Source organism: Vibrio furnissii CIP 102972, from assembly GCF_000176175.1.
Taxonomy (GTDB): Bacteria; Pseudomonadota; Gammaproteobacteria; order Enterobacterales; family Vibrionaceae; genus Vibrio; species Vibrio furnissii.
The window spans coordinates 38,783-54,930 of record NZ_ACZP01000009.1 but is presented as its reverse complement, the minus strand read 5'-3'; the positions used below and the strand labels follow the sequence as shown (position 1 = coordinate 54,930).

Genomic DNA, 16,148 nt, shown 5'->3' with positions numbered 1-16,148 from the left:
CTACTCCTATGTTGTTATTGCTTAAAGATTTACTTCTTTAAACTTTTTAGAACATCGAATGGATTCGGCTTGTCTTCCAACACTTCGTCTGGAAGTTCACCAAACACCATATTGTCTGAATTAACGCTACAATCCGCTTCGTCATGCATCGCTACTTGAGGCAAATTAATGATGAACTTGATTATGACCAGTGATATCCCGAGCTCGCCGGCGGGCCCGTCCAGATCTACCAAATCATACTCGTCCGGTGCGTCTTCTTCACTTTTTGGCCCGAAGTACGGGGTGTAAGTGAATTCAACTTCACACTCGTGTGCGAAAACCTCATTACAGCGTTGACACTCTAAATCAACTTCGATGTTAGCTTTACCAGAGATAACAACGAGTCGCTGTTCATCAAGCCCAAATGACAATGAAACTTGTGCGTCGCGTTTAACGCCTGCAGTTGATTCCTCTAAGCGCTTGAAAAGACTCATTTGGATGATGCCATCGTAGTCAAGTCGTTTTGAAGCTGCTTTCGCCGGATCAACTGATCGCGGTATTTTTACCTTTTGCATAGGGCGCGAATATTATCTTCCAAAATAGGTTTAGTCAAAGAAAAAGGCAAAAAAGTTAGTTTTTTTTCCCTTTCCGCTGAGAGCATTATGAACAGCCAGTTTACTTGAGATATGCTGCTGCCAAACTCGCGATAATTGTAAATTAAAATGCAAAATTACCAACTAGTTTTAGCCTCAACCTCACCATTTCGTCAGCAGTTGCTGAGCAAGCTGCATCTGCCCTTTACCACCGCCACGCCCAATCGCGATGAAACGCCACTGGATGGCGAAACACCGCAGCAATTGGTGATGCGATTGGCCGAAGGAAAAGCGCGCTCTTGCAATGTTTCGACGCCGAGTTTGGTGATCGGTTCCGACCAAGTGTGTGTGATCAACGGCCAGATCGTCGGTAAACCACACACCCGTGACAAAGCGATCGAACAATTGTTGAGTCAGAGCGGCCAAGCGATCACGTTTTATACAGGCCTCGCGCTCTACAACAGTGAAACGAACCAAGCGCAAGTGGTGCTGGAGACTTTTACCGTTCATTTCCGCCATTTAAGTCGAGCGATGGTGACCCACTATGTGGATCAGGAACAACCACTCAACTGTGCTGGCAGCTTTAAAAGTGAAGGGTTAGGCATTGCGCTGTTTGAACGACTAGAAGGCGATGACCCGAACGCTTTGGTTGGTTTGCCATTGATTCGATTGGTGAAATTACTGGAAAACGAACAAGTTCGAGTCCTGTAAGCGTAAACCACCCCGCTTGAACACTCTGATTCTGCTGTGAAAGCAACATTCAGTTGAACAGCAGCATTCGCTTGAAAAGCAACTGCGCTAAAAAGAAAAAGGCTTGTTTTACAACAAGCCTTTGAAGGTTTATGCCGATTGGCGCATCTTCGCCAACGCTTTTTCCAGCTTCGCATCGAGCGGGGCATTGATTTCCATCTTTTCACCGCTGGCTGGATGCGCGAACTGAATGTTAGCCGCATGCAGGAACAAGCGATCAATGCCAAACTGCGCCGTGTAAGCATCAAAACGGCGATCGCCATAGCGATCATCCCACGCAATCGGGTGGCCCACATATTGCGTATGCACACGAATCTGGTGAGTACGCCCAGTGATTGGACTCGCCTGCACCAGCGTTGCATCGGCAAACTTCTCTAGAATTTTAAAGCGCGTTTCGGACGGCTTCCCATTCGGGTTCACGCGCACAATGCTGTTGACTTCATTTTTGAGCAGCGGTGCATTGACCACTTTACACTGACTCTTCCACTCCCCCATCACCAGCGCAAAGTAATACTTCTGCACGGTTTTCTCACGGAACTGACTTTGCAGTTGACGCAGTGCCGAACGCTTTTTGGCGATCAACAAAATCCCTGAGGTATCGCGGTCGATACGGTGCACCAGTTCCAGAAAACGTGCTTGCGGACGCAGCGCACGCAGCGCTTCGATGGCACCAAACTTCAGCCCACTGCCTCCATGCACCGCCGTGCCGGACGGTTTATTGAGTACCAGCATGTGGTCGTCTTCATACAGAATGCAGTGCTCCAGCTCCGCCACTTTGTTCAGCTTGGTGCTCGGTGCTGCCACCTCGTCCTCTTTGACGTCTATTGTCACCGGAGGAACGCGGACAATGTCACCCGCTTCTAGCTTGTATTCTGCTTTGACGCGTTTTTTGTTCACGCGCACTTCCCCTTTGCGTAGAATTCGATAAACCACGCTTTTCGGGATACTTTTTAATTGGTTGCGCAAAAAGTTATCAATGCGCTGACCAGCCATGTCTTCATCGATATCGATGAACTGGACTTGGGTTCTCATTTCGCTCATGGCGGCTATTCTAACCGTAATAGGATGAAAATCACATTTTTCTTCGTAACAGGAAAACCAGCTTTTCAGCTTAAAATTTGCTCTAAATCGCCGAAATTCACATCAAGTTAACCCCTTGCGTTGGAAAATCGGCGTTGTTTTATTGATAAAATTCAAAATTTGTCAGCAATTTTCTCTGAGAATATTCAGCGTTCACTGACATTTTTTGTACAGAGTCTTAAAATTTTAAGCGCTTTCTTATAAAGCCGATTGCTGAGTTTACCAGTCACTGCTATAGTTCACAGCTGCAATAATCGAACAGGTGATAAATTAATTTGACCGTTCTTTTAATGCAGTTTTAATGAGTAGTCAGCTAAACACCAATGTGCAGCACGTGGCGTAAGACACCATTGGTGAAGGCTTCTTGTTGCTCTACTCATCGTCATTTCATGTTGAGTACCCTCCGCCTCTATGCGGATCACAGGCGTGTTTCACGCTTGTGATGACTGACGTGCCCCAGAGCATCCCCTCCAGCCGGGAGGCTGTATTGAATAAGCCATGGGATCAGGCACCGTGAAAACGAAGCAAAGGCAGCAAGAACAATAATCAAAATGAAAGAAAGAAAACGAGATTTTTAAATGAAAAGAATGTTAATTAACGCAACTCAAAAAGAAGAGTTGCGTGTCGCGTTGGTAGATGGCCAGCGACTTTTCGATTTGGATATCGAAAGTCCAGGACATGAATCCAAAAAAGCGAATATCTACAAAGGACGCATCACCCGCATTGAACCAAGTCTGGAAGCAGCATTCGTCGATTACGGCGCTGAACGACACGGTTTCCTCCCCCTCAAAGAAATTGCCCGCGAATACTTCCCTGAAGGTTATAGCTACCAAGGCCGTCCAAGCATTAAAGAAGTGCTGAACGAAGGCCAAGAAGTGATCGTGCAAGTTGAAAAAGAGGAACGCGGTAGCAAAGGTGCAGCCCTCACCACTTTTATCTCTCTTGCTGGCAGCTACCTGGTCCTGATGCCAAACAACCCTCGCGCCGGTGGTATTTCACGCCGTATCGAAGGGGATGAGCGTACAGAACTTAAATCGGCGTTAAGCACACTGGAACTGCCGCAAGGCATGGGCCTAATTGTGCGTACCGCTGGTGTGGGTAAAAGCGGCGAAGAGCTTGAGTGGGACTTGAATGTTTTGTTGAACCACTGGAGTGCGATCAAACAAGCGTCGGATTCAAACCCTGCGCCATTTTTGATCCACCAAGAAAGTAACGTCATCGTTCGTGCGATTCGTGACTACTTGCGCCGTGATATCGGTGAAATCCTGATCGACAGCAACACCATCTACGAACGCGCACTTGAGCACATCCGCCTCGTCCGTCCTGACTTCGTTAACCGTGTTAAAAAATACGACGGCGAAGTGCCACTGTTCAGCCACTTCCAAATCGAAAGCCAGATTGAATCCGCGTTCCAACGCGAAGTTCGCCTGCCTTCCGGTGGTTCGATTGTCATCGACCCAACCGAAGCCCTGACCTCTATCGATATCAACTCTGCCCGCGCAACCAAAGGTGGTGATATCGAAGAAACCGCACTGAACACAAACTTAGAAGCTGCAGACGAAATTGCTCGCCAACTACGCCTGCGTGACCTCGGTGGCCTCGTCGTTATCGACTTTATCGATATGACTCCAGTTCGCCACCAACGTGAAGTGGAAAACCGTCTGCGTGAAGCTGTACGTGTTGACCGTGCTCGCGTGCAAATCGGCCGTATTTCCCGCTTTGGTCTGTTGGAAATGTCGCGTCAGCGTCTCAGCCCATCACTGGCTGAAGCCAGCCATCACATCTGTCCTCGTTGTACTGGTACGGGTGTAATTCGTGATAACGAATCTCTGGCTCTGTCTGTGCTGCGCTTGATCGAAGAAGAAGCTCTGAAAGACAACACCTCGCAAGTTTTGGCGGTTGTGCCTGTCTCTATTGCATCTTACCTGTTGAACGAAAAACGTCGTTCGGTGAACCACATTGAACGCACTCAGGATGTGAAAATCACGGTTGTGCCAAACTCCGACATGGAAACGCCTCATTTTGAAGTGGTCCGTGTACGTGATGGCGAAGAGCAGAACATTCTGTCTTACCTGATCCCTCGCAAACTGGAAGCAATGAAAGAAGCCGAAGGGAAAGAGCCAACTGAAACGGAAGTCAAACCGAAGCGTATTGAAGAACCTGTACTGAAAGGTTTTGCTGCGCCAGCTCAAACGGCTCCAGCGCCTGCGCCAACACCAAAACCTCAGGTTGAACAACCTCAGGAAGTGAAGGAAGAAAAACCAGGTCTGTTTGGCCGCTTCTTGAAAGCCCTGTCAGGACTGTTCGCAGCACCTGCAGAAGCACCGAAGAAAGAAGAGCAAGATCAGCCGAAAGCGAAAGGCAACGATGACCGTAATAAGTCGTCTCAGCCTCGTCGTGAACGCAATGATCGTCGTCGTAACTCTCGCGACAAGAACAAGCGTAAGCCAAACGACGACACGAAAGAAAGAACCAACGAGAACAAAGCCGCGGATAAAGACGCGCCAAATTCTCGCAAGCAGCAAGAGCGTAAGCCGAAGCAAGAGCGTACAGAACGTAACGAGCGTAATGAGCGCGGCGATCGTAACGAACGCGGTGATCGCAACGAACGCGGTGATCGCAACGAACCTCGTCGCAATAACAAACGTGACGATGCGAAATCAGCCAAGCTGATGGAACAAGGTCGTCAGCTCGCGGCAGATGCGCAACAAGACCCAATCGATGCCCCTCGCGCCGAAGCGAAGGAAGAAAAAGCAGCGGTGGTGAAAGAACGTCGTCAACGTCGTAAACTGACCAAGCAAATTCGCGTCAAAGATCAGCAAGCCGCTGAGCTGGAAGCGAAGAGTGACACTGCGCCAGTGGCTGACAAAGCCGTTGAGTCGGTGAAAGACATCAACACTGATGTGGCTGCAAACGAAGCGCAAGACACCGAAAAAGATGAACAGAAGCAGCGTCGTAACCGTCGCTCGCCTCGCCACCTGCGTGCAAGTGGTCAGCGTCGTCGTCGTGGTCGCGACCGTCGTCCAAACCCATTCCGTCTGCGTAAAGGTGGCGTTGCGTCACCAGAAATGGCAATGGGTAAAGTGATGCCGCGTTATGATCTGGCAAAACCAGCTCAGAAAGCCGCGAAAGTCGACGAAGCACCTGCAGCAGCAGCGAGCGTCGCACTCGGTGGCTTTGCTTGTCCAGAAATGGCCATGGGCAAAGTGATCATTCGTCGCGAAATGCCTCAAGCGGTTGTTGAAGCTGAAGTTGTTGTTGAAGCACCGGTTGAAGCAGTCAGCACTCCTGTCGTCGAAGCGCCAGTAGCAGTCGCTGATGTGGTCACGCCATCTGACGTGGTTGAAAGCGTTGATGCTGAAGTCGTCGCAGCACCTAAAGCGGCACAGGAGCCAAATGTTCAAGCGCCTTTTCTTGAATCCGTGAATGTGGCTGAATCCGTTGATGTGGTTGAAACCGTTGAAACAGCACCAGCTGTAGAAGCGGCAATCGAGCCCGCACCTCAACCGGCCCCTAAAGCAGCACCAGTGGCGAAGCCAACGGTGAAAGCGACCGTGACATCAGGCCATGCTTCTGCACCAATGGCAAAAGCACCTGGCTCCAACGAGCTGAAAGAAATCGCGGTCGTGGCAGCGCCATTCCGCACTGAGCGCTACCAACCAATCGGCGCAGGCAGCCAAGCTGCTCGCAATCAAGCCGGTGCAGCGATGGCTAAACCTCAGTCTTTCTAAGCGACGCGACGTCCGTCATACAAAAAAGCCCACCTTTCGGTGGGCTTTCTTTTGGGCTTAAAACGCGTAATTCAAACTGATGGTGCTGTAGATTTCATCATGGCTCTTGCCCGCAGCCACTTGCGAGTTGTAGATATATTCGGTATCAAGTACCAACGCCAATTTTTCAGCCAGCTTGTTTTTTAAGAAGGCGTTTGCCGTGGTCGTGGTGTTGGAATCACCGTAGTCGACACGCACACCCGCCCCGACATTCATGGCATCAGACAATTGCGTGTTGCCATTGGCAAACGCGTTCGCAATCACTTCATCCTGACTTTCGTTCGCTTTTGTTTTATCAAACGCTTGGCGTTTTGAATAACGGAAACCCGGACCTGCACCAATTTCCAGTTTTGAGGTGCCATCATCAATCAGTGTTTGACCAATACCACCGACGATCAAGGCCTGATGACGGTACGTGGCATACTGATCGTGTTCGTACTTCGCGTTGCTAAACAAAAAGGTGTCATTCGATACGGTGTGTTTAATGTCGTAGATGATGCGGTATTTATTGGTGCCATCATCGTCAGATTGATGAGAATAGTAGGTCGCCAAAGACAATTGCTGGGTTTGTTTTTCTTGCTCGTATTTCAAACTGGCGCCGGAGTTCACCGACATCGATGTGCTGTCGGTTTTCGAATAAATAAAGCCCAATTTGGCATCACCACTGAACTGACCTGCATTGCTATCGACATCAGATCCAGACTCCGCAGCCAATGCATGAAAAGAACAGACACTCAGCAGTGCCGTGAGAGTGATCACGTTACCGGTCGTCGGCATAACAAATCTCCAACTGAAAAAATAAAGTGACCAGTATATGACGTAGAGCACACTATTCGGTTAGCCGATCGTAAAATTTTCAGTTAAATCATTAACAAAACTCACAAACATCCAGCCTTGCTATGGCTGAATACGGGATATTTATCCGGTTAATTGTTGAACTTAATCACACTATTCAGTACCATTCGCCGACTTAAAACACGACACCAATCTGCTGCGACTCATTTTTTGTCACAATTTCGGCCTGTCACTGGTGATCGTTCACCACACCTGCATGGGGCTAATATTCAGCACAGAGCATGTGTCTCCATTCATTTAACGACAGCGAAAACTGAATACTCATGTTTGAATTTCCACAATTTTCTAAGCATTCGGTCAAAAATGACGTGCTATCGGGTTTAACCGTCGCATTGGCATTGGTTCCCGAAGCCGTTGCATTTGCCTTCGTGGCGGGTGTGGATCCGATGGTCGGTCTCTATGCCGCCTTTATCGTTGGTCTGGTCACCTCAATTTTTGGCGGACGTCCAGGCATGATCTCCGGTGCAACCGGCGCCATGGCCGTCGTGATGGTCAGCTTGGTGGCAACCCATGGCGTTCAATACCTGTTTGCTGCCATTTTATTTGCCGGCATTCTACAAATTGCCGCGGGCTTGTTTAAATTGGGCAAATTCATTCGAATGGTGCCTCACCCCGTGATGATCGGCTTTGTGAACGGCTTGGCGATTGTGATTTTCCTTGCGCAGTTAGGCCAATTTAAAGCGCCGGATCTCAACGGCATGCTGACGTGGTTGCCACAAGACCAAATGCTACTGATGCTCGGCTTGGTCGCTTTGACCATGGCCATCATCTATTTCCTCCCCAAGATCACCACTGCAATCCCATCGTCATTGGCGGCGATTGTGACCATTACACTGCTGGTGCAAGGCCTCGGGTTAGAAACACGCACCGTGGTGGATTTCCTACGCGCCATGTCGGGTAATGAGGCAGCCACGTTGGCAGGTAATCTGCCAAGCTTCTCGATTCCAAGTGTGCCGATGACATTGGAAACGCTGCAAATTATTCTGCCTTACGCCGTTATTCTCGCGGCCATTGGCCTGATCGAATCCCTGCTGACCCTGACCGTGTTGGACGAAATGACCAATACCCGTGGCCAATCAAACCGCGAATGTATGGGTCAAGGTCTGGCGAACATCACCTGTTCCATGTTTGGTGCTATGGGGGGCTGCGCGATGATCGGTCAATCAATGATTAACGTCAATTCCGGTGGACGTGGCCGCTTGTCCGGTATCGTTGCCGCCGTCATGCTGCTGGTCTTCATCTTGTTTGCATCTTCTTTGATTGAGATGATCCCACTAGCGGCGCTGGTTGGCGTGATGTTTATGGTGGTGATCGGCACATTCGAGTGGGCCACTTTCAAACTGGCGCGCCGTGTGCCAAAGCAGGATTTCTTTGTGATCGTGCTGGTGACCATTGTCACCGTGTTTACCGATTTGGCGATTGCGGTCGCGGTGGGTGTGATTGCCTCGGCACTGATGTTTGCTTGGGAACATGCAAAACACATTTACGCCAGCAGCCACCTCAACGAGGAAGGCTCCAAGGTATACCAAGTTCATGGCCCGATTTTCTTTGGCTCAGCCGCGAACTTCCTCGAACTGTTTGACGCCCAAAACGATCCAAGTGACGTGATTGTTGATTTTGCCCACTCACGCGTGGCCGATCATTCAGCAATTGAGGCAATTGAAACAGTTGCCGAACGTTATGCCAGCTTAGGTAAAACACTGCATCTGCGTCACCTCAGCCAAGATTGCCGCGCTCTGCTACAAAAAGCGGGAAGCTTAGTAGAAATCAACGTCAAAGAAGACCCTAGCTACAAAGTTGCCACCGATGTGTTGGCCGGCTAAGTCACATTCAGCACACCCCTGAACCCCAAAGCCTCTCATGCGAGAGGCTTTTTTATGGCTGCTGCTTTATTGGTCATGATTTAACTTGCTGATACCGCATAGCTTTCATAGCATAGTGCCCTCGCCCTCTCCTCGGACACATCATCATGACATGGATTTTCTTCACCTTTCTTGCCGCCTTCATGCAATCTTGGCGGAACGCCTTTCAAAGTCGCCTCGCTGGTGACGTGAAGACCGCCGGTGTCACACTGGCACGATTTATCTGGGCAAGCCCTTTGGCTGCGATCTACTTGATCACCTTGTATCACATTGAACCGGTTGAATTGCCATCGTTTAGTCACACGTTTATCGGCTTCATCGTTGGTGCAGCAGTGATGCAAATTCTCGCCACTGCATTGATGGTGAAGCTGTTCAAATTCAATAATTACGCAGTCGGGGCAGGCTTAGCCAAAAGCGAAGCGCTGGTCGCCGCCGTGCTCGGCATGTTGTTCTTTGGAACACATTTGAATGTTCTGGGTTGGATTGGCGTGTTACTGGGCGGCATTGGTGTTTTTATGCTGAGCGCGCAAGGCGGCTTTCGCCAACTCTCGCTGCCGACGATTTTACTCGGGTTAGGCAGTGGCAGTGCTTTTGCGCTCACCTCGCTGTGGGTGCGCGAAGCAAGTTTAGCACTGGGTCTCCCCTTTCCGCACAGTGCGGCATGGGTATTACTGCTGGTGATTTCGCTGCAAACCCTGCTATTGGTAGGCTATTTGTTCGCACGTGACATCAATACACTGAAAGCATTGTGGTCAAAGCCGAAACTCACTCTGCTAACCAGCATTAGCAGTTGCATCGGTTCAATGGGATGGTTCAGTGCCATGTCACTGCAAGCTGTACCATACGTGAAAACGTTAGGTCAGGTTGAAATCTTTTTCACCATGTTGATTTCGATATTCTGGCTAAGGCAACGCGTCCGCATTAAAGATGGGTTGGGGCTAATTTTGGTTGCGCTGGCTGCGGTATTGGTGATGTGGACTTAACCGCATCATCCATTTGCGCGTCCTTGCACTCCACGTCGTCAGGTTTTAGCACAGCAATAAAAAAGCCCCACCAAACGGTGGGGCTTGAATTTTCCCGATAATAAGTTTCGTGCTAGCGAAAACTTATCTCATTACGCTTCAGCTTTGTCTTTCTTCGCTTTAGGCGCTGCTTTCGCTGCTTCTTGGTCTGCACGTTTCTTGATAACGGTAGTGCCTTCGAAAGTTTCACCTTCAACGAAAGGTTTACCGTAGTAAGACGCTAGCAGAACTTCTTTCAGCTCGCTGATGAGTGGGTAACGTGGGTTCGCACCAGTACATTGGTCATCGAACGCTTCAACCGCTAGTTCATCAACTTTCGCTAGGAAGTCAGCTTCGTTAACGCCAGCTGCTTGAATTGACGCTGGGATATCCAGTGCCAGTTTCAACTCTTCCAACCAACCTAGCAGACGCTCAATTTTCTGAGCAGTGCGGTCGCCTGGTTTAGACAGACCCAAGTGGTCAGCAACTTCAGCGTAGCGACGACGTGCTTGTGGGCGGTCGTATTGAGAGAACGCAGTTTGTTTAGTTGGGTTGTCGTTCGCGTTGTAACGAACCACGTTTGCCATCAGCAGTGAGTTTGCCAAGCCGTGAGGCAGGTGGAACTCAGCACCCAGTTTGTGCGCCATTGAGTGACATACACCCAAGAATGCGTTCGCAAAGGCCACACCCGCGATAGTCGCTGCGTTGTGTACTTTTTCACGAGCGATTGGATCTTTCGCACCGTTTGCGTAGCTTGATGGCAGGTATTCTTTCAGCAGTTTCAGTGCTTGCAGAGCCTGACCGTCAGAGTATTCGTTCGCTAGAACAGACACGTATGCTTCCAGAGCGTGAACGACTGCATCGTAACCACCGAAGGCAGTCAGAGACTTAGGCATGTTCATCACAAGGTTCGCATCAACGATAGCCATGTTTGGTGTCAGTTCGTAGTCAGCCAGTGGGTATTTCGCACCAGTTTCATCGTCAGTTACCACAGCGAATGGCGTCACTTCAGAACCTGTACCTGATGTGGTTGTGATACAAACCAGTTCAGCTTTTTGACCCATTTTAGGGAACTTGTAGATACGTTTACGGATGTCCATAAAGCGCATTGCTAGTTCTTCGAAGTGAGTTTCTGGGTGCTCATACATAACCCACATGATCTTCGCAGCATCCATTGGTGAACCACCACCTAGCGCGAGAATCACGTCTGGTTGGAAGCTACGCATTTGCTCTGCGCCTTTCTTCACGATAGTCAGCGTTGGATCGGCTTCCACTTCGTAGAATGTGGTCACTTCCATGCCTTGCGCTTTCAGCAGGCTCACTACTTCATCTGCGTAACCGTTGTTGAATAGGAAACGGTCAGTAACAAGGAACGCGCGTTTCTTACCTTCTAGATCGCCCAGAGCGACTGGAAGGCTACCACGACGGAAGTAGATTGATTTAGGTAGTTTGTGCCACAACATGTTTTCAGCTCGCTTCGCAACAATTTTCTTGTTGATAAGGTGTTTAGGACCTACGTTCTCAGAGATAGAGTTACCACCCCAAGAACCACAACCTAGCGTCAGAGATGGCGCAACGTTGAAGTTGTACAGGTCACCGATACCACCGTGAGTTGTCGGGATGTTCACCAGAATACGAGCTGTTTTCAGACGGTCACCGAAGTAACGGATACGGTCTGCGTTCACGTCTTGGTCAGTGTATAGGCCTGAAGTATGACCGATACCGCCGATTTCAACCATTTTCACTGCTTGGTCAACCGCGTTTTCGAAAGAAGTTGCGCGGAACATACCCAGTGTTGGAGACAGTTTTTCGTGAGCGAATTCGTCGTCGTAAGACACTTCACCGATACCTTCACCAACAAGGATCTTCGTATCAGCTGGCACTTTAACGCCTGCCATTTCAGCAATCTTAGTTGCTGGTTGGCCTACGATTTTCGCGTTCAAAGCGCCATCAATCAGAAGCACTTTACGTACTTTGTCTGCATCTGCTTTGCTCAGGACGTGTGCTTTGTGAGTCGCGAAACGCTCTTTCACTTCGTCGTACACTTCGTCCATCACGATAACAGCTTGCTCAGAAGCACACACAACGCCGTTGTCGAATGTTTTAGACATCAGTACTGAAGCAACTGCACGTTTGATGTCAGCCGTTTCATCGATCACAACAGGAACGTTACCTGCACCTACACCGATTGCTGGTTTACCTGAAGAATAAGCCGCTTTCACCATGCCTGGACCACCAGTTGCAAGGATCAGAGCGATACCTTCGTGTTTCATCAGTGCGTTAGACAGTTCCACAGATGGCTCATCAATCCAGCCGATGATGTCTTTTGGCGCGCCAGCTGCAACAGCGGCGTCTAGAACCAGTTTAGCGGCATCGTTGGTTGAGTGTTTAGCACGTGGGTGTGGCGAGAAGATAATACCGTTACGAGTTTTCAGAGAAATCAGTGATTTGAAAATCGCAGTTGAAGTTGGGTTGGTGGTTGGAACAATACCACAGATGATACCTACAGGCTCAGCGATGGTCATGGTGCCCATGCTGTCGTCTTCTTCAAGAACGCCGCAAGTCTTTTCATCTTTGTACTTGTTGTAGATGTACTCAGATGCAAAGTGGTTTTTGATTACTTTGTCCTCAACAATACCCATGCCTGATTCTGCTACCGCTTGTTGCGCTAGAGGAATACGAGCTTGGTTAGCTGCCAAAGATGCTGCACGGAAGATTTTGTCGACTTGCTCTTGAGAGTAGGTCGCAAATTCTGCTTGTGCCGCTTTCACGCGAGCAACAAGAGCATCTAGTTCAGCCAGGTTAGTTACAGGCATAATGAATCTCCTAAAATAGAAAAACGTTAAAAACTCTTTATTAAGTATGCGTCCCTGAGTTTTTCTTACTTGGTCAACGGTTAATCTAATCGACAGACTTAGTAAATTGCTTTCATGGCTGAGTATAATATTTCACTGTGTGAAAAAAATTGACTCAGATCAGTTATGAAAAATTAATTACCCCTCTAGGGGTATAAGCCAACACAAAAAGCACCTAAGCAACTGAATAACAACACAAATAAAAACCATTTTTTCGATGACAAAAAACACATCAACGAACAAGTAAAACTAAAAAAACTACAACACTTTGTAAAAAAGTTTCATTTATAAACAACAACACTACGTGTAACCGCCGTTTAATGTGCTACTAAGAGTATATCTTGCGCCACTTCCCCCACCACCGCCACGCGCTTTTTTTACAAAAAATGTGCTGATGTTAACAAAGTCAGCGGAAGACATACGCAATAAGCACAATAGTGAAACATGTTGATTGCAACATTTGCCCATGATTAGTTTTTTTAAATCATAGAACCAAAAAAGCGATACTTTTTTTCATTCGTCCTTTTGCTATCTTTGACTTACATTACGCTTGCTTCATTTCAATCCCATGATCGCCAAGAGACCGTTTAATGCATTTTGAGTTTGCTATTTTTCTACAGTTTTTTTTAGGACTGGTTGCCGCTGTGAACCCAGTGGGCATCATGCCGGTGTTTGTTTCACTCACCGGTCACATGACACCGGAAGAAAAAAACAAAATCGCACGTACAGCCAACATTGCCGTGGCCGTCATTTTGATTACGGCGCTGTTGGGCGGTCAGATGTTGCTGGATATGTTCAGCATTTCGCTCGACTCGTTTCGCGTCGCCGGTGGTTTATTGCTACTGAGCATCGCCTTCTCCATGATGAGCGGTAAGCTGGGTGAAGATAAACAGAATAAACAGGAAAAATCGGAATACATCAGCCGTGAACAAATCGGCGTGGTGCCTTTGGCGATGCCGCTGATGGCGGGGCCAGGTGCCATCAGTTCGACCATTGTCTATGGGTCACGTTACCCTGCGATGATCGACACAGCCGGCATCATCCTAACGATTGTGGTATTCAGCGTTGCTTCGTGGCTGCTGTTTCGCTCTGCGCCATATATTGTGCGTTTGCTCGGGCAGACGGGCATCAACGTGATCACCCGTATCATGGGTCTGATTCTGGGTGCATTGGGCATCGAATTTATCACCAATGGTTTGCGTAGCCTGTTTCCAGGGTTAGCGTAATCGCAAACGAGACGTTATGATATTGCAACTAATGAAACTGGTTGCAATATCATGTCCAACAAGACGCTTAAACATCATCTTTATGTCATTATTTTTGGGACTTACACGCGAGGCGGTCGAATTTTCGATATCACGCTGATTGCCGCGATTCTCACGTCCATCGTCGCACTCATTCTCGATTCCATTCCCGATATTTCCGCAGTATGGAAAACTGAAATTCGTTACATCGAATATTTTTTCACGGCGCTGTTTACCATCGAATACTTACTGCGCCTCTACTGCTCACCCAAACCGACTGCGTATGCCAAAAGCTTCTACGGTGTGATTGATTTGCTGGCGATCTTACCCACTTACTTTGCGCTGCTGTTTCCGTCTGCAACGTTTATGGGTGCCATTCGTTTGCTGCGCGTCATGCGTATTTTTCGAATTCTAAAGCTGGTGCGCTACCTGCAAGATTCCAACATATTGATGCGCTCGCTACTTGCCGCGCGCCGAAAGGTACTGATTTTCTTCAGTACTGTGGCGGTTTTGGTGACGATCTTTGGTTCGTTGGTGTATGTCATTGAAGGGCCAGAAAACGGCTTTACCAGCATTCCGCAAAGTATTTACTGGGCCATCGTCACCATCACAACGGTCGGTTATGGCGACGTTGCACCTCAAACGGCACTGGGCAAAGCGGTGGCATCACTGACTATGCTGCTGGGTTATTCGATTCTGGCGGTACCGACCGGGATCATTACCGCCGAACTCAACCAAGAGATGAACTCCCACCGCTCGCTGGTGAAATGCCCCAACTGCTCACAAGCCGGTCATGAAGCCGATGCGATGTATTGCAAACATTGCGGCAGTGAATTGGCAGAGCCGGATAAACGGGTGGTACCGGTCGTCAATGGGCTCGAAACGTTAGAAGAATTAGAAGAAAATAAAGCGCCGTAAAGGCGCTTCATTATTATTTTTATACGTTAGATATACGTTAGAGCAGAGCGGGATTTATTGCTTTTCAGCAAGGATGATGCGCAGTGTACGACGCAGTGGCTCCGCCGCGCCCCACAACAGTTGGTCACCCACGGTGAATGCGTTGAGGAAGTCATCACCCATCGACATTTTACGCAAACGGCCGACTGGCACGGACAAAGTGCCCGTCACTTTCGCAGGGCTCAGTTCACGCGCGGTAATGTCACGCTCGTTCGGAATCACTTTCACCCAATCGTTGTGCGTTGCAATCATCTCTTCGATTTCATCAAGCGGCACATTTTGTTTCAGCTTAATGGTCAGCGCTTGAGAGTGACAACGCATCGCACCAATACGGACACATGTTCCGTCGATTGGCACAGGCGAGTTTTGTGAACCTAGGATCTTGTTCGCTTCCACGCCGGCTTTCCACTCTTCTTTGCTTTGACCGTTGTCGCGTTTCACGTCGATCCAAGGAATCAAAGACCCGGCTAGCGGAACGCCAAACTGGTCGGTTGGGAAGCTCGATGAGCGCATGGTTTCTGCCACTTTCTGGTCGATGTCCAGAATGGAGCTTGACGGATTGGCCAGCTCAGAGCTCACCGCATCGTTGATCACGCCCATTTGCGAAATCAGTTCCCGCATGTTTTGCGCGCCCGCACCGGAAGCAGCTTGGTAAGTCATGGCGCTCATCCATTCAACTAGGCCGCGTTCAAACAGACCGCCGAGGCCCATCAACATCAAGCTCACGGTACAGTTGCCGCCAACAAATGTATTGGTGCCACCGTGAATGCCTTGTTGGATTTGCGCCAAGTTGACTGGATCCAGAGTAATGATGGAGTCTTTGTCCATGCGAAGTGTGGAGGCCGCATCAATCCAGTAGCCTTTCCAGCCAGCTTGACGCAGCGCTGGGTACACCTTTTCAGTGTAGCTGCCGCCTTGACACGTGATCACCGCATCCAGCTGTTTCAGGCTATCAATATCAAACGCGTCTTGCAGTAGACCAGCTTCCTTACCAAAGTTTGGCGCAGGGATACCAATTTGTGACGTACTGTAGAAAACAGGATCGATCAGGTCAAAATCACGCTCTTCAACCATTCGCTGCATCAGTACAGAACCAACCATACCGCGCCAACCCACTAAACCTACTCTCATCGCACTAACTCTCCGTGTATTCCAGTTAAAAATTCAATCCATCATCTATAAGTGGTTCAGGATAAAATCTC

The 16,148-nt window shown here is 48.9% G+C and carries 11 protein-coding genes; 6 read left to right on the top strand and 5 right to left on the bottom strand.

The genetic code is table 11. The features are described from left to right. Positions 1 to 29 precede the first annotated feature (29 nt). Positions 30 to 554 (bottom strand): 23S rRNA accumulation protein YceD, encoded by a 525-nt coding sequence (gene yceD / locus VFA_RS01530; RefSeq protein ID WP_038150670.1) that lies wholly within the window; start codon positions 552 to 554, stop codon positions 30 to 32. 147 nt (positions 555 to 701) lie between these two features. Here yceD and VFA_RS01525 point away from each other — a divergent pair, with 147 nt between their 5' ends. Then, complete coding sequence (locus VFA_RS01525; RefSeq protein ID WP_004724203.1) at positions 702 to 1,283, top strand: Maf family protein; 582 nt, start codon at positions 702 to 704, stop codon at positions 1,281 to 1,283. A gap of 129 nt (positions 1,284 to 1,412) precedes the next feature. On the opposite strand, the gene rluC is transcribed toward VFA_RS01525, so the two are convergent. Further along, positions 1,413 to 2,363, bottom strand: coding sequence for a 23S rRNA pseudouridine(955/2504/2580) synthase RluC (rluC, locus tag VFA_RS01520; RefSeq protein ID WP_004724202.1), 951 nt, complete (start codon positions 2,361 to 2,363; stop codon positions 1,413 to 1,415). Between the two features lie 617 nt (positions 2,364 to 2,980). On the opposite strand from rluC, the gene rne reads away from it, so the two are divergent. Next, positions 2,981 to 6,133 (top strand): ribonuclease E, encoded by a 3,153-nt coding sequence (gene rne / locus VFA_RS01515; RefSeq protein ID WP_086027252.1) that lies wholly within the window; start codon positions 2,981 to 2,983, stop codon positions 6,131 to 6,133. A 57-nt stretch (positions 6,134 to 6,190) separates the two neighbouring features. Here rne and VFA_RS01510 read toward each other — a convergent pair whose 3' ends face one another. Continuing rightward, positions 6,191 to 6,949 (bottom strand): DUF481 domain-containing protein, encoded by a 759-nt coding sequence (locus VFA_RS01510; protein ID WP_004724200.1) that lies wholly within the window; start codon positions 6,947 to 6,949, stop codon positions 6,191 to 6,193. Positions 6,950 to 7,290: 341 nt separating this feature from the next. On the opposite strand from VFA_RS01510, the gene VFA_RS01505 reads away from it, so the two are divergent. After that, entirely contained in the window at positions 7,291 to 8,850 is a 1,560-nt protein-coding gene (locus VFA_RS01505; protein WP_004724199.1) for a SulP family inorganic anion transporter, read from the top strand. Positions 8,851 to 8,996: 146 nt separating this feature from the next. Continuing rightward, entirely contained in the window at positions 8,997 to 9,872 is an 876-nt protein-coding gene (locus VFA_RS01500; RefSeq protein WP_004724198.1) for a DMT family transporter, read from the top strand. A gap of 131 nt (positions 9,873 to 10,003) precedes the next feature. Here the strand turns inward: VFA_RS01500 and adhE are convergent, their stop codons facing one another. Next, entirely contained in the window at positions 10,004 to 12,706 is a 2,703-nt protein-coding gene (gene adhE / locus VFA_RS01495; protein ID WP_004724197.1) for a bifunctional acetaldehyde-CoA/alcohol dehydrogenase, read from the bottom strand. A gap of 629 nt (positions 12,707 to 13,335) precedes the next feature. On the opposite strand from adhE, the gene VFA_RS01490 reads away from it, so the two are divergent. Together VFA_RS01490 and VFA_RS01485 are read left to right on the top strand one after the other, a co-directional pair. Next, positions 13,336 to 13,971, top strand: a complete 636-nt coding sequence (locus VFA_RS01490) for a YchE family NAAT transporter (RefSeq protein ID WP_014204666.1) — start codon at positions 13,336 to 13,338, stop codon at positions 13,969 to 13,971. Between the two features lie 51 nt (positions 13,972 to 14,022). Next, positions 14,023 to 14,907, top strand: coding sequence for an ion transporter (locus VFA_RS01485; RefSeq protein ID WP_004724195.1), 885 nt, complete (start codon positions 14,023 to 14,025; stop codon positions 14,905 to 14,907). Positions 14,908 to 14,961: 54 nt separating this feature from the next. Here the strand turns inward: VFA_RS01485 and asd are convergent, their stop codons facing one another. Further along, a complete protein-coding gene (gene asd, locus VFA_RS01480) occupies positions 14,962 to 16,077 on the bottom strand; it encodes an aspartate-semialdehyde dehydrogenase (RefSeq protein WP_038150668.1) in 1,116 nt (371 codons plus the stop codon). Positions 16,078 to 16,148: the final 71 nt, after the last annotated feature.